17 protein-coding genes are annotated in these 25,270 nt (G+C 38.7%); 2 read left to right on the top strand and 15 right to left on the bottom strand.

The window, feature by feature from the left end:
- Positions 1-856: 856 nt before the first annotated feature.
- Entirely contained in the window at positions 857-1,345 is a 489-nt protein-coding gene (locus tag LDX58_RS12680) for a hypothetical protein (RefSeq protein WP_227937194.1), read from the top strand.
- Between the two features lie 902 nt (positions 1,346-2,247).
- On the opposite strand, the gene LDX58_RS12675 is transcribed toward LDX58_RS12680, so the two are convergent.
- The 13 genes from LDX58_RS12675 to LDX58_RS12615 form a co-directional block, all read right to left on the bottom strand.
- Positions 2,248-2,955: a hypothetical protein gene (locus tag LDX58_RS12675; protein WP_227937193.1), complete on the bottom strand. Its 708-nt coding sequence runs from the start codon at positions 2,953-2,955 to the stop codon at positions 2,248-2,250.
- A 408-nt stretch (positions 2,956-3,363) separates the two neighbouring features.
- Positions 3,364-3,456 (bottom strand): putative holin-like toxin, encoded by a 93-nt coding sequence (locus tag LDX58_RS12670; RefSeq protein ID WP_227937192.1) that lies wholly within the window; start codon positions 3,454-3,456, stop codon positions 3,364-3,366.
- A gap of 320 nt (positions 3,457-3,776) precedes the next feature.
- Positions 3,777-5,156: a hypothetical protein gene (locus tag LDX58_RS12665; RefSeq protein WP_227937191.1), complete on the bottom strand. Its 1,380-nt coding sequence runs from the start codon at positions 5,154-5,156 to the stop codon at positions 3,777-3,779.
- A gap of 110 nt (positions 5,157-5,266) precedes the next feature.
- Positions 5,267-6,427: an iron-containing alcohol dehydrogenase gene (locus tag LDX58_RS12660; RefSeq protein ID WP_227937190.1), complete on the bottom strand. Its 1,161-nt coding sequence runs from the start codon at positions 6,425-6,427 to the stop codon at positions 5,267-5,269.
- Between the two features lie 28 nt (positions 6,428-6,455).
- Entirely contained in the window at positions 6,456-7,364 is a 909-nt protein-coding gene (gene dapA, locus LDX58_RS12655) for a 4-hydroxy-tetrahydrodipicolinate synthase (protein ID WP_227937189.1), read from the bottom strand.
- The gene (pdxA, locus tag LDX58_RS12650) at positions 7,357-8,379 is read right to left on the bottom strand and encodes a 4-hydroxythreonine-4-phosphate dehydrogenase PdxA (protein WP_227937188.1); all 1,023 of its coding nucleotides are present in this window, start codon (positions 8,377-8,379) and stop codon (positions 7,357-7,359) included. Before pdxA ends, dapA begins: the two co-directional genes overlap by 8 nt.
- Positions 8,358-9,674, bottom strand: a complete 1,317-nt coding sequence (locus LDX58_RS12645; protein ID WP_227937187.1) for a four-carbon acid sugar kinase family protein — start codon at positions 9,672-9,674, stop codon at positions 8,358-8,360. The genes pdxA and LDX58_RS12645 overlap by 22 nt, the downstream gene beginning before the upstream one ends.
- A gap of 33 nt (positions 9,675-9,707) precedes the next feature.
- Positions 9,708-11,009 (bottom strand): TRAP transporter large permease, encoded by a 1,302-nt coding sequence (locus tag LDX58_RS12640; RefSeq protein ID WP_227937186.1) that lies wholly within the window; start codon positions 11,007-11,009, stop codon positions 9,708-9,710.
- The gene (locus LDX58_RS12635; RefSeq protein ID WP_227937185.1) at positions 11,006-11,512 is read right to left on the bottom strand and encodes a TRAP transporter small permease; all 507 of its coding nucleotides are present in this window, start codon (positions 11,510-11,512) and stop codon (positions 11,006-11,008) included. The genes LDX58_RS12640 and LDX58_RS12635 overlap by 4 nt, the downstream gene beginning before the upstream one ends.
- A 74-nt stretch (positions 11,513-11,586) precedes the next feature.
- Entirely contained in the window at positions 11,587-12,621 is a 1,035-nt protein-coding gene (locus tag LDX58_RS12630) for a TRAP transporter substrate-binding protein (RefSeq protein WP_227937184.1), read from the bottom strand.
- Between the two features lie 42 nt (positions 12,622-12,663).
- A complete protein-coding gene (locus LDX58_RS12625) occupies positions 12,664-13,752 on the bottom strand; it encodes a sialidase family protein (protein ID WP_227937183.1) in 1,089 nt (362 codons plus the stop codon).
- 170 nt (positions 13,753-13,922) lie between these two features.
- Entirely contained in the window at positions 13,923-14,669 is a 747-nt protein-coding gene (locus LDX58_RS12620) for an SDR family NAD(P)-dependent oxidoreductase (RefSeq protein ID WP_227937182.1), read from the bottom strand.
- A 286-nt stretch (positions 14,670-14,955) separates the two neighbouring features.
- Positions 14,956-16,740 (bottom strand): sigma-54-dependent Fis family transcriptional regulator, encoded by a 1,785-nt coding sequence (locus tag LDX58_RS12615; RefSeq protein ID WP_227937181.1) that lies wholly within the window; start codon positions 16,738-16,740, stop codon positions 14,956-14,958.
- Between the two features lie 559 nt (positions 16,741-17,299).
- Between LDX58_RS12615 and LDX58_RS12610 the strand changes: the two genes are divergently transcribed.
- The gene (locus tag LDX58_RS12610; RefSeq protein WP_227937180.1) at positions 17,300-17,437 is read left to right on the top strand and encodes a hypothetical protein; all 138 of its coding nucleotides are present in this window, start codon (positions 17,300-17,302) and stop codon (positions 17,435-17,437) included.
- A 576-nt stretch (positions 17,438-18,013) separates the two neighbouring features.
- Here LDX58_RS12610 and LDX58_RS12605 read toward each other — a convergent pair.
- Both LDX58_RS12605 and LDX58_RS12600 read right to left on the bottom strand, forming a co-directional pair.
- Positions 18,014-23,575 carry a GH32 C-terminal domain-containing protein gene (locus LDX58_RS12605; protein WP_227937179.1) on the bottom strand — a complete coding sequence of 1,854 codons (5,562 nt, stop codon included), beginning with the start codon at positions 23,573-23,575 and terminating at the stop codon, positions 18,014-18,016.
- Positions 23,576-23,729: 154 nt separating this feature from the next.
- Entirely contained in the window at positions 23,730-25,250 is a 1,521-nt protein-coding gene (locus tag LDX58_RS12600; RefSeq protein ID WP_227937178.1) for a glycoside hydrolase family 32 protein, read from the bottom strand.
- Between the last annotated feature and the right edge of the window lie 20 nt (positions 25,251-25,270).

Below are 25,270 nucleotides of genomic sequence, written 5' to 3'. Positions count from 1 at the left end.
ATCCAGAGGAAGAAGAACAATTACTCATAGCATTGAACGAAGCTAATCCGATATTATCGGGCAAAGAAATTAATAAAATTTTAGGATTATAACAAATATGAGGGTACGTTGGAGAAAATCAGCCATTCAGTCTTTATTAAAGTTAGATCAGTGGAGCTAGTGTTACAACCTATTGCTGGATATCTTAAAAACACTATCAATATTTATTTTGAACATCAGGATATTCTATCTATATCCCTGGGAGACACGTTTTAATTAAAATCTCCCTGTTGATCTCAGAATGGTTTATAGTTTCAGTTGAAAAATCTGATCCGTATAAAGTCTTTTACCGCATTACCGATAAAAATGTCTAAATATTCTTAATTTAACTTCCGAATCAGTAACCACTTTAATATACCCACCCTATTTAGACTGATCTAAATTGCTAAAACAGCTTTGCATCATCATTACGTAAAATAAGATGCTCCAACACTCCGCCAACGCAACTACATGCCGCTTAAAGGGCAGCTGACCAAGAATGTAGTAAAAAAAGAAGTAATCACCCCACTCTTTGGACTGAGCGACGGGCGGTTACTTCCTTTTGTTGATGACAAGTGCTGCAATGACCACGAATGCGCTAAACATCATAACGATCAATGTACCAATTATATCTATCTATCGACAAAATCTTACAATCTTCGGGGAGTGACAGGCACCACAACAGTTGTTTTATGAAGTCCTCACCCATTTACCTTGTATAAGAAGGTCGATATATGTAAAACGATTACAAAAGGGGATGGGCTAATTTTGTAGAATTCCTTGGTAATAGATGAACGGATTGCAAAACTAGAGTTTATAAAAACGGAGGGTGAATGTTATGTTTAAAATATTAGGAATATTCAAAATGAAAAATAGTGAGCAAGATATATGCGAGAGAAAGCTTATAAGGATTATGAAGAATCTAAACGTTTCCTATTTCGATTATAATTGGGACCGCAGCAGTTGTTATATTGAATTTCGCTATCAGGATATCTTGTACAGAATGGAACACTCAGTGGAAAAAGCAAATTCCAAAGGTACTCAAGTGTTAAGAAGCGGATTGGATAGTTTAATGGAGTTGGTTGAATCGCTAGAAGATCTGTGTCAAATCATTGAAAGAGGAACTTATAAACTCGACACTTGGCTATCTGGCATGAAAAAATCCACCTTAACGGAAAATACCCCTACTTTAGAAGATGCTCAAGTAATAAACAAGTCATTAGTAAAACAAAAATATAAAAATGAGGAGTTTATTATAGCTGCACCACAATCCTCTCTAGTCGATTTTGACCGACATAAGGTTAGTCAACGACCTGTGAGTAAGTAGAGGGTTGTTTTGAAGAAACACGAGAACCTTCTCCATGCTTCTTCAATTTGCATGTTATATCGCTGAGCGATACGAAACATAAAAAAAGAGCCGACTAGGAAGGCACTGAAAACCCCCTTGAAAGTCACTCGAGGAAGCGGCAATGGCTCCACACGTTGCGCGCCTACTATGAGAAACCCACTCATAATAGGCTTAAGACAAAGCAACGGTTCCGCTCATTGCATAAAGGGCGCTGACAAAAGGTGAAAACCGTACCTTTTCAGTGCCTTCCGACTAGCCTTTTTTTCGTAGATTTTCATATATCTGATATCACAAGCTCTTAAGCTGTATTGTCTAGGGTTTTGTTCGTATCGCGTAACGCTATGAACAATTCGATGTCTGTTGAGGTTTTATGTATGGACGATACGTTCGAAGTTACGTTTTTGACCCTCAACATACTAACTCATAACGTACCAGAGTCAGGCACCCATAGCATAATCGACAAATTCCGGAAATATTTCGCGGGAAATACAAGGTATGACAAATTTCCACATGCACATAAAAAAAGGTGAAAGCCGTCAGCAATTCACTATCGCTCGCACTTTTAGTCAATTAGTTCGCTATTACCAAGAGTGACAACTTGTCCTATAATTTTATCCGGGAGACTTCTTTCGGGTTCGGTTAATATACATGCAAACCAATCTATAATCATGTATTAATGGAATCAAAGTCAATCTAGAATAAACAAGACCGCGTGCGGCTGACCTAAGTAAGCCGTCCTTGAACTGCCACCTTACTTGGAGGTCAATCGCTATTCTTTTATTGTTGATGACAATAGTTATGATACGTGTAAAAGCTGCTAGTATACTGAAGCTTCGAATGCCGTCATCTACCTCACCATTATACATGGGAACAGGAACCTATTATTTACGAAAAATAGAGAAAAGCCTCCCCCATTTTTCTTTAGGTTTTTGTATCGCTTCTTCTAAACGTTTATTAAAGTCATTTTGTGAACGCCATTCTTTTCTCTGTTCGTCCCGCATATTTTGTAATTTTTTTTGTAAGAAGTGGCTTTTTTCTTTTTCTTGTTGCAGCAATGTTTCGTATTGGGCCTTTTGCTGTTCAGTTAATTTTTCAATTTTAGCATGAGTTTTTTGTGCTGAGTTTCCAATAGTAGAACTTATCACATGATGATCTTGCTGGAGCCGTGCAACCGTTATTTTAAGCTGAGACATACTGTTTGTCAATTGGGCGTTCATTTCACGTGTGGCTGCGAGTTCATTGGATAAAAACATTAAGATCTCTTTTAATTGATTGGGATCGCGGGGTAAATTGTCATATGTATCGGGTATCGCAATCTCTGTTTCATTCAATCCTTCTAATCTTTCTTTTTGTTGATACACAAGGTCTTTAGCTGTATCGTCTAGGGGCTTGTCCGTATCGCGTAACGCTATAAGCGATTCAATATCGGATTGAACAAAGATACGCCGATCGCCATCTTTCAAAAACTCATATCCATATCGCTCTAAAATTTGGCCATACTTTCGAACAGTGGGGGTTGCAATCCCTGCTTCTTCTGCCACTTCCTTGGTAGAGAAAGATCGTTCATTCGGTTGTATATCATGTCGCATATCGGACCTCCTTTCTATTAAATATGAAGGTTCTTTGATGAATTTGCAAGTTATATCGCCTTGCGATATGAAACTAAAAGAAGAGCCGCGTTCTGCCCCTTTCTACGCAGGTTGTCAGATGTATCGGGTATCACAATCTCTGTTTCATTAAATCTTCTAATCTTTCTTTTTGTTCGGGGAGTGACACCAGGCACGAAATCTATGCGCTTCCTGGCACCTCTCCTAGTGCAGAAATTAAAATAAGTTTAAATATAATGCAAACTTTTTTCTAGTTATGTATAATCTAATTATAATCATTAATAAAAACAACCAAGTGCGTTAAACTACATGCCGCTTAAGCGGCTAACCAGTTATGAGCAGTGTTCTAAAAGAAGTAACCACCCAACTCTTTGGGAGGATGAGGGGCGGTTACTTCTTTTTATTGGTGACTAGTGCGGTAAACATCGTAACAATCAATGTACCGAATTGAAATAGCGTATTCATTGCTTCATATGTCACCATGATCTAACACCCCCTTTCACCGGGAGTGTAAACCGTCCAACAGCTTATGTAGTGGCTACATTCAGTTTAGCAAAAGATAGAATTAATAAGCTACTACCTTTTAATGCCTTTGAGCGTTTTTTCTCGACAAAATTCTTCAGTCTTCGGGGAGTGCCAGACACGAAATCTATTTATTTGACGATTAAAACAATACCACAAAAAGAGCATACCTTTTTAGGGATAGACTCTTGCCATCACGGAGCAATTTCGTTCTTCTCATGCTTCCCTAGTGAGTTTATTGTTCTAAATGAAAGCAGTAGAACCGCCCCCGAGCTTCTCCCCTAAACACAAATCAAAATATACACCTGAGCTAACAGATATATCACTAAAGAATACAACCAGTTATTACCCACGCTCACCTCCCATTTCCCACGAGTACTTAACGAACTGAGCATAACAACAGGAACACTGACCGGTGAGAGCATCGTACTCATTGCACTTCCCATTGTAATAGACAATACGAACAATTCAGGGATGAAATCAATGGGGACATTTTGTAGCAGGCCACCAACTAAGATCATCGAAGTTAATGGTCCCAAACCAAGAAAACCTAGCAAGATCATCAAAAAGGGGAATAACATATACAGGTTGATAAACGCGAACGAAGAAATAAAGTTCATGGCTTCTATTAATAATACTCCTAGTTCGGAGACCTTGACTGTGTAAATAAAAATACCAACAGAAAAATAGATGGATAACTCTTCACTTTTCTTGGATACTTCTTGAAAGAAATATTGCTTACATGTCTGCAGAAATATTCGAAAGGACTTCTTTATGAAAAAGTACGCTGTGACACCGACAAGCGTTACCAAAGGAATAACCGTTATTAATGGCAATGATGCGTATAAGTGTAATCCAATCGAAATACCAACAAATAAAATGAAAAGCAAGAAAAACTCGATCAAAAGTTTATTTAGGTAAGTAGGCCCAACTTGATTCTGGTTCGATAATTCACTAGTCAACAGGTTCAAACCACCTACACCTAATTTCTTTTCTTTCATCCGAAAGAAAATCAAGGATATTCCAAAAGCAATGGAAGCAGCTAGGAAGCCCTGAATCATTACTTTTAATAACGGAGCTCCGCTAACTTGGACAGCGTAGGAGAAGCTTGGAATCGTCACAACCCAAAGGGTCGCTATTGCAAAACCTCTTAAAATACTCGTATTTTTCAAATAGTGAGTGGTTAGGTTACCATTTTTGATATTCGAATTGGCAAAGTAATACATCAGGGGGATACAACCAACTAATAAAAAATGGGAAAGGAGCTGTGTGAATGCCAATGTCCCACCAAAATAGCGCACACCGGACGTCAAAAAGGATTTCACTTTTATGAAAAGCGCGTCTGTATATGGTTCATGCTTAATGACCCAACTCACCATCGGGATCAAAAGAACCAAAACAATCACATTCGCTATCTCTAAAGGGCCATACCAGATTATGTATTCCCAGCTTACCTTTTGATTAAAAATCAAGATCAATATAGTAAAACTTAATAAAGATAGGGGGAATATGGACTTCCTTTTCACCATAACCAACGAGTAAATCAAAATAAATAAACCAATAACAGACTGCAATTTTTGAAGATCAAAAGAGACCATTTGGTTAAGAAAATGTAAAAAAAGAAACGAACTCACGCTAACATAGAAAATATTACGCATCATACATATTCCCTCTCGTCCAGTATTCCACATAAATGAAAAGGAAGGCCTACTTTATGTAGCAACCTTCCGTATTTCAAAAAAGGGACAAGGTACCTGTCCCCTCTGTCCCTCTATAACAACCTCTCATAAATCTTCTCAATATCTGAAATGGTTGCATTTTTCGGATTATTATCCATTAATCTAGTAACTTTCGAAGCCGCCTCAGCTAACGCAGGTACATCTTCTTTTGTCACACCAAACACTTTCAGGTCTTGCGGAATATCAAGGGCTTTCGTCCACTCGACCATTTGATCAATTAGTTGCACCGCTGCATCGTTTGATGAAACGTCTTTGTCCGCTAATCCAATCGTTCTCGCAATGGTAGCCATACGTTCTTCAATTTGATCAAGGTTGAACTGCGTAACATGAGGAAGAAGCATGGAATTCGCCTCACCATGGGCAATGTTAAACTTCCCACCTAGCGGATAGGCTAACGCATGGACAGCAGCGGTTCCAGCACTTGTGAGCGCCATACCGCCATAAGCAGATCCTAGTAACATATCTTGACGGGCTTGTATGTTAGAACCATCCTCATAGGCTTGAATGATACTTCCAGCAATAAGCCTCATCGATTCGAGAGCGTACATATCACTTATCGGATTGGCTTTGTTTGAAATAAATGATTCAAACGCATGAGTAAAAGCGTCCATTCCTGTTGCAGCTGTAATTTTTTTAGGCAAAGTTACTGTGAGAGAAGGATCTAATAAAACGAGATCTGGTAAAAAGTGTCTACTAACAATTCCAACTTTTAATTCTTCTTCTGGAATGGTAACAATCGAGTTTGGCGTCACTTCTGATCCTGTCCCTGACGTTGTTGGAATTAAAATCATCGGGATTCCTTTGTGAGGAACTTTTTCAATTCCAATCATCTCTTTTAAAGGGATCTTATTGGTTTTTAATACAGAAAATAGCTTTGTAGCATCAAGAACACTACCACCACCGATTCCTATCATAAGATCAAAGGACTCTCCTGATAATTGCTCTTGAATACTTTCAATCTGTTCAACTGTAGGCTCAGGAGTAATGTCATTAATGACTTGATAAGAAATTGATCGCTCTTCTAACTGTTCTCCAATGACATCGATATGCTTATTTCGTATAACGGATGGGGAGGTTACAATTAACACACGTTTTGTGCCCTCAAACATTCCTAGTTGATCTCCTAAATTCTTTATTACATGGCTTCCTAATACGATACGCTTTGCCGTTTGAAACTGATGAAGTTGATTCATGGTTCCCTCCTTAAGTTCTCTCTATCTTTTACTTTGAATTCAATAATTCAAATTCTCCGGCCTCAATATAGCCTTTCACAACGTTTTGAACCTTTGCTTTTGCCTCTTCTGTTAATGGAGAAACTGGCAATCTAGGGTTTCCAACATTTAAACCTATCTCATTTAATGATTCTTTTAGGACTGAAGGGAGTGAACCTAGTTTGAATGCGTTACGAATCGCTCTTAGTTTTCTTTGTTCCTGTTCAGCCCCTTCAATGTCTCCGGCTTTCCATTTTTCATAAATAGAAACGACTGCTTTTGGTAAGAAATTAGCCGTAGCTGCTACGCCACCTTTTCCACCTGCCATGAGTGTTGCAAGGATAAGCGAATCAGTACCGGCCATAACCGAAAAGTCTGGATCCGTTAATTCAATATACTGCAAAATATTATCGAAATTCCCACTACTATCTTTAATCGCCACGATAGTAGAACGCTTAGACAAATGGGCGACTGTCTCTGGAGCTAGAGAGTTCTGCGTTAATCCAGGAATATTATATAGAATAATCGGTAAGCTCGTTGCTTCTGCTAGAGCTTCATAATAAGAGATTAACTCGCTTTGTGTGAGCTTAACAAAATATGGTGTAATGACTGAAACAGCACTTACTCCTAATTGTTCCATTTCTTTTGTTAACTCAATGGTTTCTTTCGTACTGTTACAACCAGTTCCCATGTAAACAGGAACTTGCCCCTTTGCTTCATCCATTACAATTTTGGCTATTCTTACTTTTTCCTCATAAGTAAGGGCAAAAAATTCCCCGTTACTCCCCAAGGCAAAAATTCCATGACAACCATGATCAATGGTTCTTCTCACCAACTGCCTTAGCACTTCTTCATTGATTTCGCCATTTTCATCAAACGGTGTGACCAAAGCGGGTACTACTCCTTCAGGTTTAAACATCTGACTTCTCTCCTTTTACAAGTCGTTTTGGAGCAAGATCTACTGCCATCGACAGTGCCTCTAGAAGCGAACGCTCATCTGCCAGATTTTTTCCTGCAATATCAAAGGCTGTTCCATGGTCTACTGACGTGCGAATCACTCCATTTTTCAATCCTACCGTAATGTTTACGCCTGCTTCTATACCAAGTACTTTAATAGGTCCATGGCCTTGGTCATGATAGCATGCAACCACTACATCAAAGTCGCCCCGACCCGCTCGGAAAAACAACGTATCCGCTGGGTAAGGACCGGTTACTTCAATTCCTTCCGCTTTTGCTTTTTCAATGGCAGGAATTAATTTTTCCTCTTCCTCTCCATTTCCAAAAAGTCCATTTTCACCTGCATGTGGATTAATCCCACAAACAGCAATCTTTGGTTTTTGATAGCCTGCTCTTGTTAGGGTTTCATGAGCTAAGTTAATCACTTTATACGTACGTTCTGGATTAATTCGATGAATCGCTTCAATTAACCCAACATGTGTCGTTAAGTGAATAACCTTCAAGTTTGGTGCTGATAGCATCATCGAGAAATCCTCTGTCTCTGTTAAAGCTGCTAAGATTTCCGTATGACCAGGATACATATGCCCTGCTTTATGCAACGCCTCCTTATTCAATGGAGCCGTGCAAATCGCATCGATCTTGTGATCTAACGCCAGATGTACCGCTTTTTCAATGAAGCAATATGCCCCATGACCAGCTTCTTTCGATACAGCTCCATAAGGAAGGTCGAGCGGGATTAAGTCTAAGTCAATACAATCAACCGTTCCTAATTGATAGATTCCCTCGTTAGGATCTTCTACGTTATTAAAGTTCACAGTAAGGTTTAGCTGTTTGGCTTCCCTTTGTAAGATTTTCACATCACCAATCACAACTGGTCTTGCCAATTCAAACGCTTTTGAAGTTTGCAATGCTTTTAGAATGATCTCCGGACCCACTCCAGCCGCATCCCCCATAGTTATTCCGATAATTGGACGCATTTTACTTTCTCTCCTCTCAATATTCTTAACGATTGAACTAGTGCATCTTGTGATCCAAAGCCACCTGCTTTAGTAATTGTTAAAATCGTTTCTCCCTTATACACAAGTTTCCCAATCGGAATCCCGATCTCTACTTCATCAATTAGTTGAAAGTCAGTGACCCCCATCGCGATACAAGATTTTTTAGCTGTATCTCCTCCAGTTAGGAAAAGTCTTCTTATATGAAACTCACTAACAATTTTCGCTGTAAGCAAACCTAAAATGTGAGAAATTTGATCACTGACCATTTTAGGCGTGAGTCCATACTCACTTCCAGCTTGATTGGCTCGATTGATTTCATCCTTATCTCCTGCTGAAAAAAGTACAATGTTTAAATTTTGATTGATCGCCTCTTCTATTCGGGCAAGGACACGTGCCATTTCATCATTCAACGTTTTTTCATCTTTTACTACAAGATGAGACGCCAATTTAATCCCTATTGTTGATGGATCCTCTAATACACGCTCCACCTGTTGGCGAGAATTGATATTGACACTACCGACCACCATTAAAACAGACTGATCTTTATCAAGTTGTTTAACATTTAGAGAATGGTTCTTCTTTTCCCCATAACTAGTTAAATAGTTTGCTAAGCCAGCAGAACCTGACCAAACGACTTGAAATGGAGTTTCATTCACCCATTCAACAATTTGTTCTAGGTCCTCCTCAACTGTCGAGTCAAAAACAATATATGGAACTTTTTCTTCATAATATCTGACAAGTTTTTCTTTTATAAAGTTTTTGCCCTGAGCCAAATCTTCATTTGTGATAACACCCGTTTTCCTCTTAGAACTTCTTGATAAAATATCTGGAATAAAAGATTCGTTAACTGGCGTTTTTGGATCATACGCTATTTCTGTTTCGTGTAGTAATTTTTGTCCTAAATAAAGATTTCCATCTTTTACTTGCCTATTATTTTTAGGATAAGCTGGAGCCATTAAAACAAAATCCGGTTGGAAAGCATCATAGACAGCATCTAACTCCGCACCCACATTCCCTCTCATCGTAGAATCAACTTTTTTATAGATAATGTCGAAGGAGTAGCGTTTTAGAAATTCTGACGCCTGCTTCACCTTTTCATACGCTTCAGTTGCTGAGGCGGACCTACTATCGGTATCCATGACAACAACATCTAACTCTGAAAGCGAAACATCGTTTTTTTGCATGAGCACTGATGTTTTTAATCCTGCTCTAGCAAACTGCACTCCTGTATCATTAGCACCTGTTAAATCATCGGCTATTAATGCAATCTTCAACACGTCACCTCCTTGCTACTTTTGATCTATTATTTATTTCATCATTAAGTTTGGTAAGAACGTCACAATGCTAGGAATAAGAATAATGAGTATAATCGAAACTAAATAAATGACAACAAATATCATAATATGCTTCATCATTTTTAAAACATTCGTCTCAGCTACTTTTGCTGCTAATAAACTGGACAATCCATATGGTGGCGTTACTGTCCCGAGTCGAATCGCCATTACCGTAACAATACCAGCCACAACCGGGTCAATTCCCAATCCATGGACAACTGGAAGTAATAGTGGTACGAAGATGAGCATAGCTGAGTTTGGTTCCATAAAAGTTCCCAAAATGACATATAAAAGAGTTAAGATCAATAAGAAAAGAATTGGATTAAATTCATTTATTAATAAGAAATCAATTAACGGTTGCATTGCTTCGTAGTAAGTTAACACCCAAGATAGAAGGGCAGCTGCAGCAATCAATATATAAATCGTTGCGGAATCCGTAGCTGCTTTCTTAATAACCTCCATATATTCCTTGAAGTTTCTTTCCTTTTTAAGAAAGAAAGCCACAATGAACACATAAAAGACAGCAATCGCAGCAGCTTCCGTAGCGGTGAATATTCCCGCCATAATCCCTACAATAACGATTAAAAATAAACTCAACGGAAAAATAGATTTCTTTAATGCCACTATTTTTGATAACTTATCATCATTACTTAAACCGATTAATTCGTTGTCAATCGGACCTACATTATTTTTCGAAGCATAATACCAAGCGTAGGCCATTTGTGTTAAACCGATCAGAATACCTGGAATTATTCCAGCTATGAATAAAGCGGCAACAGATGTCTGAGCCAAAGCACCATAGACAATTAATAAAATACTTGGAGGAATAATCGATCCGATCGTAGAAGATGCTGCCGTTACAGTAGCAGCAAACTCCCTACTGTAACCCGCCTTAATCATAGCAGGAATTAAGATTCTCCCTAATGAGGCGACATCTGCAACCGATGAACCTGAAATAGCTCCAAAGAAAATACTCGTAAGAATGTTCATATGGGCTAAACTACCCTTAGCTTTCCCGACCAAGGCTTTCGAAATATAAATTAAGTCGTCTGTTACCTTGGTTAAATTCATAAGCCCCCCACAAAGAATAAAAAGGGGTATGGCTAATAATGTAAAACTAGAAAACGATTCAATCATAACTGAGCTCACTTGAGTTAAACTGACTAATGGCTCTAACAGGATAGGAATGGCTGAAGCAATTACGATACTAAAAGCGACAGGAACACCCAGTAGTAAGCAGAAAAGGAAAATCCCTACAACCGATAGGAGAATCATTTCTTTTTCACCTCTTTTCTCTCTTTTATAAACAATTCTTTAGCACTTATAAGATGGAAATAAAGCATGAATAGAACACCTACTAAAAATGCTGAATAATAGTAAATTAAAGATGGAGGAGAGGTAAGAAATCGAATGGAAACCAATTCTCTTCTATTTAATCCTGATTCAAAAGCAGCGATCCCAACAAAAGCGAGAATGATAAGGCCGAACAATACTAGGATAAAGACAATCATATTTTTGATTTTTATCGCATTTTTGCTCAAGTAATCTGAAAAGATATCTATTTCTAAATGCACCTTTTCTTTTACAGCAATAGCTGATCCCATAAAAACAAGCCACATGATTGAAAATTTCCGGATGACTTCTATTTCAGGAATAGAATAAGAGAATACATATCTTGCTATAACACCAACGAAAAGGGCTACTGCGAGTGAAATTAATGTAACTATACTAATTGATTCTGCAATCTTTGTTATAGTAGAATGCACTTTTCTAACCATTATGACCCCTCCAGCAATAACTTTGTTGAACTGTTTTCCCCAATTAATATGGAGAAAACAGTTCAGTTGTTACGTTAGTTAAAAATCTCTTCAATTGCATCAGTAACACCATACTCTTCTGCTAGTTCTGTTGTCTGAATTCTTGATTTTTCAATTAGTTCGTCTCGATCAGGATTCGTAAAAGTAACATCAAATTCATTCTCTAATGTTTCCATGTTTGCTTCTGCCATTTCAAATGCTTTGCTAATATATTCTGGTTGTACTTTATCCGCTGCTCTTTGAATTGCATCTTTATGCTCCTGGCTAAGAGACTCGTAACGTTCGTTGTTCATTACGACAAAACCAAGTGATAAATTATGTTGAGTTCTTGCTACATACTTTGCCACTTCACCAAAGCGTTGTTCAATCATGGCATCTAAACTGTTTTGCGAACCTTCAGCTACACCTGTTTGAATAGCTGAATATACTTCATTGAAATCGATTGACGTTGGATTAGCACCTAAGTTTTGCCACCACTCTAATTCCGCAGATGAACCACCACTACGCATTGCTTGCCCCTTTAGATCATCAATGGATTCAATTGGGAATGTACTTATAATATTTCTCTCCAACCCACCAGCATACATAATTGTCTTAAGTCCTGGGCTTTCAACTAAAGCATCTTCAAAATACGAAAGTTTATCGCCACTGTTTACGATAGACTCAAAATGCTCTTGATCTTTAAACAGATAGTTCGTACTTAAAATATTAAAAATAGGATTATGCTCTGCAAACCAGCCCGTATCAGAATAAATGAAATCAATATCACCGGAGATAACAGATTGATATAAACTTGAAGCGTTTCCAACTGTACCGCCTGTATGAACTTTCACTTTGATAGCGCCATCACTTTGTTCTTCAATCTCTTTTGCAAAGGCATTTAGTGTTTGTGCCAAATGTGAATCACTAGGGTTAATCGTTGCTGCTACTAATTCAACCGTATCTCCATTACCCTCTTCAGAGGAAGAGTTCTCCGCTGTACCTTGTGAACAAGCAATTAAAGAGACAAGCATAAAACTTAACAATGTAAATGATAACCCTTTCAAAACCTTCTTATTTAAAACATTCATTTCTTCTACCTCCCTTAATTATTACCATCTTATTTTGTTAATCTACTTTTTCACCCAATTTTCAGTGATAGAAACATGTTTAATATATTGTCGCAAATATGTGAAGGTAATATGAATTTCTAAATCATCTGTTTGTTTAATGGATGGATAAGAGAATTCAGGTGACCCTTCAAAATTGTCCTTTGTAATGATATCTCTCATATATGGCCATGTATGTCCTTCATCTTCTGAAATCGCTACGGTTAAAGGAGCTCTTATGACTCCCCAAATGGAATCATGTTTGATATCTTTCTTAACTCCAACTTTATCCATATCGCTTTTATCAAACCAAGGTGGTCTATTTTCTTCCGGCGGTGCCATTTCTGCATTGATGTTGTTAAAAATCATAGCAAGATGGCCATTTTTCAGTTTGACACATTGGATAGAAGCATTATTATTAGGGAGATCAGTCTTTTCTGGTTTGCTCCACGTTCTCCCATTATCATTTGATCTACTTTTATAGATATTGTCCGCTTTTCTACTTCTAAAAAATGCAACTAAACTTCCATCGTCTAATTTTACAACACTCATGTGAACAAGCCCTGAACTATCATTCACCTCGTACTCTTCCCATGTAGACCCATTATCAGAGGAAATCTTTACAACACTATGGTCATTCCCTAAAAATCCAGTCTCTGATTTCAAGCTGTAATAGGCTGGAAGTAATAAATCTCCATTATCTAATACAACAGGTGGATGTCTGACAAACGAACCTGGTTTATCAAATAATGTTTTGATTTCACCCCATGTATAACCATAATCGACAGATGTTCGATAGCGTACGACAGCAGAGTCTTGATGCACGGCATTTTGTGCCGTATAAATCAACCAAAGCTCACCATTCGGATTTTCAAAGAGTAAAGGATTTTGTTCTGATCTTTCCGAGTCATCGGATAGGACAACCGGTTCGCTCCACTCACTTGTTCCTTGCTTCAATCTCGAACAAAGGATTGATATATCCGGCTTCCCCTCTCTCGATCCTCCAAACCACACACATAACAGATCACCATTGCCCAGTGGCAAGATGTTTGAAGCATGATTGTGTGGAAAAAGGCTTGGGATTTTCGTACCTAATTCTTCTAATCTAATCATTTTTCACCGACTCCCTAAATTTTTTATTTATAGATCAAGAGAATTGGTCGCTTGTACCTTATCTCTCGTATCAACTTGGTTATGATATTCACCGAGAAAGCCAACTACTCCTTTTGGACCAAAGGCAAGCTAGTCACGCCTGTTTCTTTTTGCAACATATGAATGACGCATTAGTCCATATAGGTTCCACCATTCACATTAATAATTTCACCAGTAATAAAATCAGACATATCAGAAGCCAAGAACAAGACTGTATCTGCTACATTCTGAGGCGTCCCTAGTTTCTTTAACGGTATTTTAGAAGTAACTTCTTGATAGTATTCTTCAGACCATTGTTTAATCATGTCCGTTTCTATTGGCCCAGGGCACACACCATTTACATAAATGTTATGTTTAGACATTTCTAAAGCAAGATGACGTGTTAAATAGTTAACACCCGCTTTAGACGCCCCGTAAGATGGAGCTGCATTTTGGTGGCCTGACTTCGCTTTTGTAGAGCTCATATTAACAATTTTTCCGTAATTCTGCTTCATCATATACGGCAATACAGCCTTAGAAAAATAGAGATTTCCATTTAAATTGACATCCATCACATGCTGCCAGCTTTCTATGTCCATATCTAAAGTGGAGCTACGTTTATTAATTCCGGCATTGTTAACTAAGATGTCAATTTTTCCAAAACGATCCATCGCTTTCTCAACCACTTCAGTTGCTGTCTCTGGGTCAGTAACGTCACCGTTATGGATCATACAGTCATGTCCAAGACCGTTAATTTCTTCAGCCACTTCATTTAGTAAAGCTAAATTGGTACCATTAATTATCAGAGATGCTCCATTATTAGCCAATGTTAAAGCAATGCTTTTTCCAATCCCTCTACTAGCACCTGTCACTATCGCCACTCTGTTTTTTAAAAGCATTTTCCACCTCCAATGTAAGCGCTAACTTTTTACCCGAGTATAAAAACAAAACAGTTTATATTGTTTGGTGTTTTATTTTCAAACAAACCGTTTTGCTTATAAACTCATTATATTTTAAAGTGTTTTATTTTACAACCTTTTATTTTAAAATTATCACTTAAAATAAATAATGTGTGCTTTTTGCATCATGTTTATTTTATCGGAGCGCCCACCCCATTAAAAAGCCCTTTCAAATTAATTAGCTGAAAGAGAGATATTAATAGACAAACTTTATTCCACTAATATCTCACTCACCTTTTAACTTACGCCATAAAGTTGATCTATTAATCCCTAACCTTTCTGCCGTCTTCGAGTGGTTCATCCCTTCTTCGGATAAAACCTGTTTAATAATTTCCATTTCAATTTCCTTCAACGTTCCAGTCATATCAATAGAAGACCCAGCTCCATTGCTCTCTTTAAATGGGTTTGTTTTGAGAATTTGATCTATTTCTTCTTTTTCAATAAAAGGCCCTTCCGCCAGTATGACGGATTCTTTCAAAACTTGTTTTAGTTGATCAACATTTCCTGGCCAACGTTGACTTTTAAGCTCTTGCATCGCATCAGCACGAATCCCAGCTAGTTGTTTGCCATAATCATAATTAAATTTATTAATAAACAGATGTGTCAAACCATCCAAATCTTCAATTCGTTCTCGTAACGGCGGGATGATCAGTTTTAATTCACATAATTGGTAATAAAGTTCATGGTTAAAGTCATCTTGTTCGAATCTTTTTTCTATATCCACTATCGAGGAAACAATAAAGCGGTACGACGAACGATCCTGTCTCAGAAAGTCTATCAGCTTATTTTGAACATTTGCAGAAAGCTGATCAATTTTCTTCAAGTATATGGTTCCATTTTCGTCAGCCCCAAATACCCCTCTACTATTTCTCCCCCCACTAAGCAGTACATCCCAATCTTCCTCAGATAATAAATCGCATTCAACAACTAGAAACGGATGGGGTGATCTCTTGCTTCCAAGGTGCATTAAATAGGCCATCTGCTCCTTTCCGGTTCCATCTTCACCTAAGATCCAAACCGATTCTTCCTGTAGACTGATTACCTTTGCCTTTTCAATCATTTGCTTCATAAAACTATTCTGAGCCGAAAACCAACTCAAAGATTTCAGTGATGTACCATGAAACGCAGTATTAACCCTTACTCCTTGTAATTTCTTACCTTGTGTATTAGTAATAAGAGATAAAGAAAGCAGGACAAAGGTTTGTTTAGGAAACTTTAATGGAGTCGCCTTTAGATTCCAAACTTCCTCATTTACTTCAACGACCGTAGTCATTGCTCCATTTGTCATAACTTGTTTGAACCAATCTTCCATGATTGACCGCCTAAGCGCATTTTGCATCTGTTTTCCATCAATATTCGAATAAGCAATTGAACCATCATGATCAATGACTACAAAAGCCGTTTCACTTTGTTCGATAATCTCTTTTGGAATCAACGCCTCCGTCATAAAAGGAAAAAAAAGATTACTAACCTTTTTGGCTTCTTCAAAAGCCTTTATAACACTTTCCCTTCCAGATGTTAGTAAAAAACCGTTCATCCCTAAGCTCTCAGCATGCCGAACGGTAATAGCATCACCAACTATAATATGGTAGTTACTTTTCTGTAACTCAATTAATTTAGGCAGGACATCCTCTTCTTTATAAACGGTAAATGCAGCTATATCAATATCTAGTAAGGAACATATTGTTATTGCATTTTCTATAACATTCTCAAACCCAACGATTCCCTTTTTATCTGGGTTATCTTTTAGCAGTGTAAAAATCCTCAACAAATCAAAAGCAGATACTTCAATTTCGATGACAGGAATTTTCACCTCTTTCTGAATAAGAGCAGCCGTCCCTCCTCGGCTAATAATGACATCCACACCATTCGCTTCAGCCCTTTTGGCAATTTCTACACCTTGTTGCAGATCGCCCACTTCAACTATTACTTCTATATTACCCTCTTCACTAACGGTAGATTCGATAAGTTCTTTCAAACCCGGATAAGGTGCAATAGCTACAATCTTCACGTCATCACCCTCTGTTGCGTTTTTAAACATCCTGATATAAATATATCAAATAAATGATTTGTTTGAAACGGAATTATATAAAAATGCAACAATTCCTTTTATTTACAGTGAAAACACCCAAGAGCCAAAACGTATCCAACCTTGAAGGAAAAACTTTCTGCCTCCTGAAAGAGGAAGACATTTTGCCATTTCTTTATTGCCAGCCGTCTCTCCAGCCTCAAGTCATCATCTAGATATCTATCAACATTTGAAAAAAGAAAACATGAAGTTGCCATTCACTTGCTTTTATCTTATTCCATTCCACTCTCTGCAGACGAGACGAAGTTCCTGTTATCTTTGAATGGAAGCATAGGGACGCTTCCCACCAGGCACGAAATCTAAGTACATCTATGATCTATAATCAGTTTATTATTTGAAATTAATCGATTATAATGGAAATAAATAAATTGCCAAGTAGGTGATGAAATTGAAACCTATAAAAATTGATAACTTAGACATTAAAAATGTAATTAAATCTGGTAACTCGTATATCTAAGTCGGTGAACGAAAGTTCTTATTGATGGAAGTAGAAAATGCGAAGGAAACAGATTGTTATGAAATGACAGATCCAGAGGAAGAAGAACAATTACTCATAGCATTGAACGAAGCTAATCCGATATTATCGGGCAAAGAAATTAATAAAATTTTAGGATTATAACAAATATGAGGGTACGTTGGAGAAAATCAGCCATTCAGTCTTTATTAAAGTTAGATCAGTGGAGCTAGTGTTACAACCTATTGCTGGATATCTTAAAAACACTATCAATATTTATTTTGAACATCAGGATATTCTATCTATATCCCTGGGAGACACGTTTTAATTAAAATCTCCCTGTTGATCTCAGAATGGTTTATAGTTTCAGTTGAAAAATCTGATCCGTATAAAGTCTTTTACCGCATTACCGATAAAAATGTCTAAATATTCTTAATTTAACTTCCGAATCAGTAACCACTTTAATATACCCACCCTATTTAGACTGATCTAAATTGCTAAAACAGCTTTGCATCATCATTACGTAAAATAAGATGCTCCAACACTCCGCCAACGCAACTACATGCCGCTTAAAGGGCAGCTGACCAAGAATGTAGTAAAAAAAGAAGTAATCACCCCACTCTTTGGACTGAGCGACGGGCGGTTACTTCCTTTTGTTGATGACAAGTGTTGCAATGACCACGAATGCGCTAAACATCATAACGATCAATGTACCAATTATATCTATCTATCGACAAAATCTTACAATCTTCGGGGAGTGACAGGCACCACAACACGAGCAGACTTCCCTTTCTCCCTTTCTATTTCTTGTTCTCCTATCCCTGTTAAATCAAATTCAGTGCTAGGGTCTACTGGAACATTTACGTTATCAACGTTGATGTGTCCCCAGCCACCTGTTGCTTGATCGACAACTTTTACATATAACTTTTCTCCAATATACTCAGATGCATCAAATCGTACTCTGCGATATTGTTCCGAATTGTGCCCCGTTGCTTTCATGATCGTTTCATCATCAGAGGCTCTCACTAATGCGACATAAAGCTGGTCTGGGATGTTTCCACCTGCTACTAAAAAGTCAACTTGGCCATCGCCGCCTAAAACAAAGTTTTGTGACTTCATGACTCCCGTTGCAGCATCTCCTCCTTGATCAGGGTCAAATCCCCAGTAATGATAGTGGTTCACATCAACATCAGTATGAGCTTGATTAAATGGTCCACCCCAGCCCCAATCGTAACGATCGGTAATATGTTCATCAGTAAACGCATTGCCTTCTGTGATCCATCCCGTTAAATCTCCTGTTTGGAAATCATGATTTGGCAAGTCAATCGACTCTAGAGCTTGTTCCACGTCAGGCCAATAGGCTGGTACGGTTTCTCCATAAGCAGAACCTAGCTCCCATACTTCCATTGACTTAATCGTCACTTCTCCGTTTTCACTCCACAACTCAAGTCCAAGCGCATCAGAGCGAGTCGGGTATACTCTTGATGTCAGACTCTTATAATCATTTGCATACGCTTCTACCATTGATCGATCTAAATAAATGTGGAGTTTCAAGTTTTCTCTATCTAGCTCCATCACATCTCCTTGGATCCCTTTACGAACATCTGGATCTAAACTAGACTTATTTCGATCAATCTCATACATCGAGTTCTCATAGTTATAATAGATCAGTGTTTCCTCTTCTCCATTTTCACTACGTCTCACTTTAATTCCAAATTCACTTGCATTATGATTTTCTACTTCAAGAATAACCTCTAATAGATCTCCTTGAACGTCTGATAAGAGCTCATTTGCTTTAGAGATCTTTTTATTTTTAAATGAAGCTACTTGCTTCGTGCGAATGTCTTGCAACTCTTTAATCGGTTCAATTCCAAGTTCATTATTATCACGTAACGTAAGGCTTAATGGCAACCCAGCATTATGGGCCCAACCAGCATCATGCTGCGCTTGTTCCGAACGTTTTCCTTGAGCAATACTAAATAAAATCGAACGGCCATCAGGATCGACAAACCCACTCGGACCCGTGAAATGCTCACCCTTATCGAAAATTCTCGGCTCGGTGTGATCAGGAGTAAATTCAAGATTCTCCTTATCCCACGTTCCAATCCAATGCCATACATATTTTACATTGTGAGGACTATAGCCATCAAACCACGGATTAATAAATAGAACATGTTTCTCTGTGTCGTTTCCATCTTCGTCTTTTAACGGTAAGAAAATAGGCAGCTCCCAAACTTGTCCGGTCTCCGGATAGTTCGCGTAATCACCAACAAAAAATGGCTTTTCGTATGTCCAATTTTCTAAGTCTGTTGACGTATAAAGCAGGGCTGTTCCTCCTACACTTTTGTCACCATTTCGAATACCAGAACCGACTAACTGATACCACGTATCACCGTCTTGCCACACATATGGGTCTCTAAATTGTCCGTACCAAACTTCCCCTTCATCCGCGTGTAAATTTGGTTCTTGAACGGTTACAGGCTCCTCATTCATTTCCCAATTTGGTAAGTTTACATCACCATCTTCAGTAAATGTACTTCTTGCAAGTCCTGTCATTTGATTTGGAACTTTGCTATCATCACCAGCTGTAAACAATAGAACTGGCAGGCCATCTTGATCAAACGTAGCATCCCCTGACCATACTCCATCCGGTGTCACAGATCCTCCCTCTGGTGCTAAGGCAACCGGCATATCTTCCCAGTGGATCATATCATCACTGACAGCATGTCCCCAGTGAATATGGCTCCAATATGGACCTTGCGGGTTATGCTGATAAAAGATATGGTATTTTCCATTATAATAAAACGGCGCATGCGGCTCATTCATCCAATGTTCAGGCGAAATAAAGTGATATTGCGGTCGATGACGATCTCCGTCAAAACGACTACGATCCATTGCTAAATTCGGCGTTGGCTGCTCGCTGTTTTCAAATGTGTCCACATATTTATTGTAAATCTCGCTTACCTTTTCTGCACTATAGGAAGCATTAACAATTTTCACTTCATCCATTAATCCATTAAACATATTCGCTGAAAATGTTCCATTAATCACGGCTGGATGATTATGCTTCCCAATAATAAGCGGCTCTATTGACGGCGTAATATTTGCATTTAATGGCGTTTTTGTCGTTCCGACTGCTTCTCCATTTAAATACAATGTCAACTCACTCTTTTGCTTATCATATGTTGCGACGATATAGGACCACTTAAACTTCTCTAACGGCTTATCTTCATCTGCCCAAAGTTCAATCCATTCCCCGTTCATGCCGACTTCAAATGACCAGCTCCCATGTCGACCCATTCCTAATGCAAAGCCTTCATTTTTACTCGTATCATGCTGGTTCAAAATCATCGACTTTTTGCCTTCATTTCCCCATTCATAGGCTCTTGGTGCTACCCAAGCTTCAATCGTGAGGGTATCTGTGATTTTGGTGAACTCACTCGCTTCTCTTTCAATAAAAGTAGAATAGCCGTCAAACAGCAAAGCCCTGCCAGCAATTCCTTCTCTCCAAAGCGGATCCGATGATGGTTTATCAACCGCATCATTAAAAATATAGTCAATATAGTCTTCGGTTCCACTGATTTCGTCTATGACAGTCGTTCCTGTGCCTTCATCAAAAGACCAATACGAAACAGGACCATGATGTAAGACGTTAAAATCATCGACATTAATATGGGTCCAACCGCCGGAATCATCGTTATCAACGATTAACAGATACAGCTCTTCTCCGATGTACTCAGAGGCATCCCACATTACGCGGTGGTAATTCTCGGAATCATCAAACCACTCATTCGTTTGCCGCATTAATTCTTGATCATCAGACGCTCTCATTAAGGCAACGTATTGATTTTCAAGGTCGTTTCCTCCACCGATTAAAAACGTAATCTTCCCCGTACCAGCTAGAACAAAGTGACTAGATTTTATTTTTGCTATCTTCTCATCTTTTCCCCACAGGTGATATTCGCCAGCTTTATTAATCGGATCAGAATGCCAGTAATTGACTTCTGACATTACATCATCGTCATCATACGTTCCTTCAACAATCGTCCATCCAGTTAAATCTCCTGTTTCAAAGCCTGGATTTTCAATCTCGTTCGGAATGACCTCCTCACTTGAATTTAACACACGAAAATCATCAACATTAATGTGGCCGAAGCCGCCAGAATGTCTATCAACGACTTGAATAAACACCGCTTCACCTAAGTGTTCTGAGGCGTTCCATGACACTTTACGATATTGTTCTGTATTTCTGCCTGTCGTTCTAAATAACTCTTCTCCAGTTGAAGCCTTAACCAAAGAAACGTATAGATTCTGATCGTTTTGTCCTCCCCCTATTAGGAAGTTAACGGATCCATTTCCATCTAACTTAAATAAGCTAGATTTCATCACACCTGTACGGATGTCTGACTGATCATCATTATTTGCACCAGCAAAACCCCAAACATGGTACGCGCCTTCTTGATTAAACGTCCCACCCCAAAATTGAGTTTCATCAGACACAACCCCATTAAATGCACTTCCATGCGTAATCCAACCAGTTAGATCGCCCGTTTCAAAACTTGCATTTTCAATGTCAGTTGGTAAGCTCTCAACATCAATTTCACTAGGAAAATGACCATAGCTTCGTTTAAAGTCATTTTTATAGCCTGGTGCAAATTCAGCGCTATTTAATTGATAGATTTCTAGATTTTTTAGATGAATGGTTCCGTCATCTGCAAATAACTCCAATCCCTTACTAGTTGGATCAGGGAAGATTTGTTCCGTAAAGACAGCCTCACCATCGTTAATAAACACTTCGACAGAAGAACGATCCACAAACATATGCAGTTTTAACGTCTCAGCATTTGTTTCTAACGAAGCCGTATGTTTTGCAGCAAAATCAGGATGGAAATCTACTATTCCTGAATTTTGTCGATCGACATATGCTTCTTTCACATCCTCTTGATAGCCAATCGTAGTATACTCTGTATCGCTTTTTCTTACGTTAAAGCCTACTTCATTGGCAGTCGTTTTCTCCATATCAATTTCAGCAATGATCTCTAACGTATCTCCTTCAACACTTGATAGAAGAGTATTTGTACTTTCTACCGTCTCATTCTCCCAACTCACTTTTTCTCCACGCAAAGACTGTAACTCATTAACTGGAGCTTGCGCTAAACGAATTCCTGCATCCGTTTGTTCTAACCTTAGCTCTCGCGGTAGTGTCATTGCACTTCTCCAAGGATCAGTAGGTGTTTCCCCAGCATATTTTGGCGGACTCATCCAGCCAAGTAACGTCGGGCGATCATTTGGTGTGTTACTCCATGTAACACCCGCATAAATATCTGAACCATAGTCGAACCACTGAATTTCTTCTTCATCTGGGGTGAAGTTCGTTCCATCGAACTCTCCAATAAAGTAGCCCATTCCTTGTCCACCAGTTGGACCATTCGCTACACTGGTAATGAGAACCCATTTTTCTTCTATTCCACTTTCTGTTGTGACAGGCAACTTAATTAGATCGGAACACTCCCAAATTCCAAGATCTCCATTAACCGCTGGATTTTCAAAGCGACTTACCTTTGTCCAGTCTTTTAAGTTTGGTGACGTATAGAAGTCTACTTGTTTTCCGCTAGCTATAACAAAGACCCACTCATTATTGTCTTCATTCCAAAATACTTTCGGATCCCTGAATACACCATCTCCACCATTGCTCACTTTCGTTTCTTCTGGCATATCAATCACAGGATTCCCTTCATACTTTTCCCATGTTCTCCCTTTATCGTTGCTGTACGCTAAACCAACTGTTTGATTATCGTTACCTAACTCATAAGTGAATATCGCTACTAACGGCGGCCCGCTCCCATCGCCTAATCCACTTGTTTTGTTCTCATCAACAACCGCACTCCCCGACCAAATGAACCCGTTTTCATCTGGGTATAAAGCAATCGGCATATGCTCCCAATTAACGAGATCTGTACTAATCGCATGACCCCAATACATCGGTCCCCAAACTTTATCAGTCGGATTGTGTTGATAAAACAAATGATATTCTCCATCTACATAGACCATTCCATTTGGATCATTCATCCAATTTTTTTCTGGTGAAAAGTGAAATTGCGGTCTAAACGTTTCATTATAATAGCCTGTAGGCGTATTCTCACTTGTTTCATTTTCTATCGGTGGTTGTGCTTCTTCTTGCGATTCTTCCTCTTCAGATGCTTCTGTTTCCTCAGCTGACACTGGATACTTTAAGAATGGTTGACTTACTAATAAAATTGTCAGAAATAACAGCATAAATTTCTTAAACTTCCTTCCTTTCATACCCTTCTCCTCCTTGTACTTATTTATAGAGGCGCTTTCATTTCAATGTATCATGCAAGCGGTTACATAATCGTTTGCGTAAAATTAAAAATGGCTTCTACTACACAACCTTAGTCCAGTAACTTACCGAACTAAGGTTGCTTATAATCATTTTTTAAATTTCAGACAGACTTTTAGAATGAACAGGTTCGCACCCTACACTTTCGTTTAAACTCCACTTTCTCAAACTCTTAATTGAAACCGTCCCCTCAGCAAAAAACTCAATCCCAGTTGACGCTTGCACAGGGTAAATTCTTGATGTCATCACTTTCTCTCCACCATTAACAAAAGTTTCGACAGAGGATTGATCCATGAAAATTCGCAAATGAAGCTCGTTATCCTTTAACTCAACAGGCGCTTGACGAATACCATCTAATCCTTTTCCTGATTTGTTGCGATCCAGCGTTAGAAAACCTTCAGCCAAGTCATAACGAACAACCGTTTCTTCGCCTTGCTCTTCATTTACTCGTAACTTCAAACCAAACAAAGAAGCATCTTTTGCATCGATGACTACGTCAAGCTCTAGGCAATCACCAGATACCCCTTCTAGTACTTTCTTTCCTTCAAAAATTACATTTTCATATGCCGTTAGCTCATTTCGTAATTTCTCCACTTCTGGCATCGGTCTACTTATGATCTTCCCGTCCTGAATGAATAACTGGCGCGGCAACGTCATAGCTCCAGCCCAGTTAAACTCTTGTTCTGGCATATCACTTTCCCACATCGCCATCCAAGCAACCATAACTCTTCTCCCTTGAGCATCAATGGTCGTTTGCGGAGCATAGAAATCAAAGCCATAATCAAGCAGTTCAAAGCTGCCATGGTCTAGCTTCCCACTCTCATAACCTAATTCGCCAATCACGTAACCCGACTGATGAAGATTATGATAAAGGTAATCTTCAGGCTCCATTCCTTGTGGCGACATCACGAGGACATCATGACCATCAAGATGGAAAATATCCGGGCACTCCCACATGAAGCCAAAGTTGCCTTCTCCTTTTGCTACTACATTTACAAACTCCCATTCTACTAAATCACGAGAGCGGTAAAGCAGAACCTGGCCTACCTCGTCCTTCGTTTTATTCCCAATCACACAGTAATAATCGTCTCCACGCTTCCACACTTTCGGATCTCGAATATGATGTGGATGAATATCCCCAACAGGTGCAGCGCCAATCACTGGGTTGTTTGCTAGTTTTTCAAAATTCACTCCATCTTCACTAACAGCAAGACACTGAACTTGCTCTAAATCTTCATCTTGGTTATCCCCTGTCCATTTGTGGCCCGTATACATAAGATACAGTTTTCCATCCTTCTCGATCGCACTACCTGAAAAACAACCATCTTTGTCATACTCTTCACTTGGCGCAAGGGCAATCGGAAGATACTCCCAAAATGTTAAGTCTTTGCTTTTCACATGGCCCCAGTGCATCGGACCCCACTGGGCAGAATAAGGATGGTGTTGATAAAACAAATGATATTCTCCATTGTAAAAACTAAAGCCATTCGGGTCATTGATCCAATAGGCTGGAGAAGATACATGATACTTTAGTCGCCACTGATTCGTACCGACTTCTTCTTTTACTTGATTAATCGATTTTGTTGCTTTTTCAACTGCTTGCTTATGTCGTGTCATATGGTACCTCCTAGATATCC

The sequence above is a fragment of the Alkalihalobacillus deserti genome (genome assembly GCF_020734105.1).
Taxonomy (GTDB): Bacteria; Bacillota; Bacilli; order Bacillales; family Bacillaceae_D; genus Halalkalibacter; species Halalkalibacter deserti.
Note: the sequence above shows the minus strand (reverse complement) of the source record. Positions and strands in the feature narration are given on the sequence as shown.

Excerpts from the sequence above, each read along its gene's own strand:
- LDX58_RS12680 (WP_227937194.1), top strand. The coding sequence starts at position 857 with ATGTTTAAAATATTAGGAATATTCAAAATGAAAAATAGTGAGCAAGAT.
- LDX58_RS12675 (WP_227937193.1), bottom strand. The coding sequence starts at position 2,955 with ATGCGACATGATATACAACCGAATGAACGATCTTTCTCTACCAAGGAA.
- LDX58_RS12670 (WP_227937192.1), bottom strand. The coding sequence starts at position 3,456 with ATGGTGACATATGAAGCAATGAATACGCTATTTCAATTCGGTACATTG.
- LDX58_RS12665 (WP_227937191.1), bottom strand. The coding sequence starts at position 5,156 with ATGATGCGTAATATTTTCTATGTTAGCGTGAGTTCGTTTCTTTTTTTA.
- LDX58_RS12660 (WP_227937190.1), bottom strand. The coding sequence starts at position 6,427 with ATGAATCAACTTCATCAGTTTCAAACGGCAAAGCGTATCGTATTAGGA.
- dapA (WP_227937189.1), bottom strand. The coding sequence starts at position 7,364 with ATGTTTAAACCTGAAGGAGTAGTACCCGCTTTGGTCACACCGTTTGAT.
- pdxA (WP_227937188.1), bottom strand. The coding sequence starts at position 8,379 with ATGCGTCCAATTATCGGAATAACTATGGGGGATGCGGCTGGAGTGGGT.
- LDX58_RS12640 (WP_227937186.1), bottom strand. The coding sequence starts at position 11,009 with ATGATTCTCCTATCGGTTGTAGGGATTTTCCTTTTCTGCTTACTACTG.
- LDX58_RS12635 (WP_227937185.1), bottom strand. The coding sequence starts at position 11,512 with ATGGTTAGAAAAGTGCATTCTACTATAACAAAGATTGCAGAATCAATT.
- LDX58_RS12630 (WP_227937184.1), bottom strand. The coding sequence starts at position 12,621 with ATGAATGTTTTAAATAAGAAGGTTTTGAAAGGGTTATCATTTACATTG.
- LDX58_RS12625 (WP_227937183.1), bottom strand. The coding sequence starts at position 13,752 with ATGATTAGATTAGAAGAATTAGGTACGAAAATCCCAAGCCTTTTTCCA.
- LDX58_RS12620 (WP_227937182.1), bottom strand. The coding sequence starts at position 14,669 with ATGCTTTTAAAAAACAGAGTGGCGATAGTGACAGGTGCTAGTAGAGGG.
- LDX58_RS12610 (WP_227937180.1), top strand. The coding sequence starts at position 17,300 with ATGGAAGTAGAAAATGCGAAGGAAACAGATTGTTATGAAATGACAGAT.
- LDX58_RS12605 (WP_227937179.1), bottom strand. The coding sequence starts at position 23,575 with ATGAAAGGAAGGAAGTTTAAGAAATTTATGCTGTTATTTCTGACAATT.
- LDX58_RS12600 (WP_227937178.1), bottom strand. The coding sequence starts at position 25,250 with ATGACACGACATAAGCAAGCAGTTGAAAAAGCAACAAAATCGATTAAT.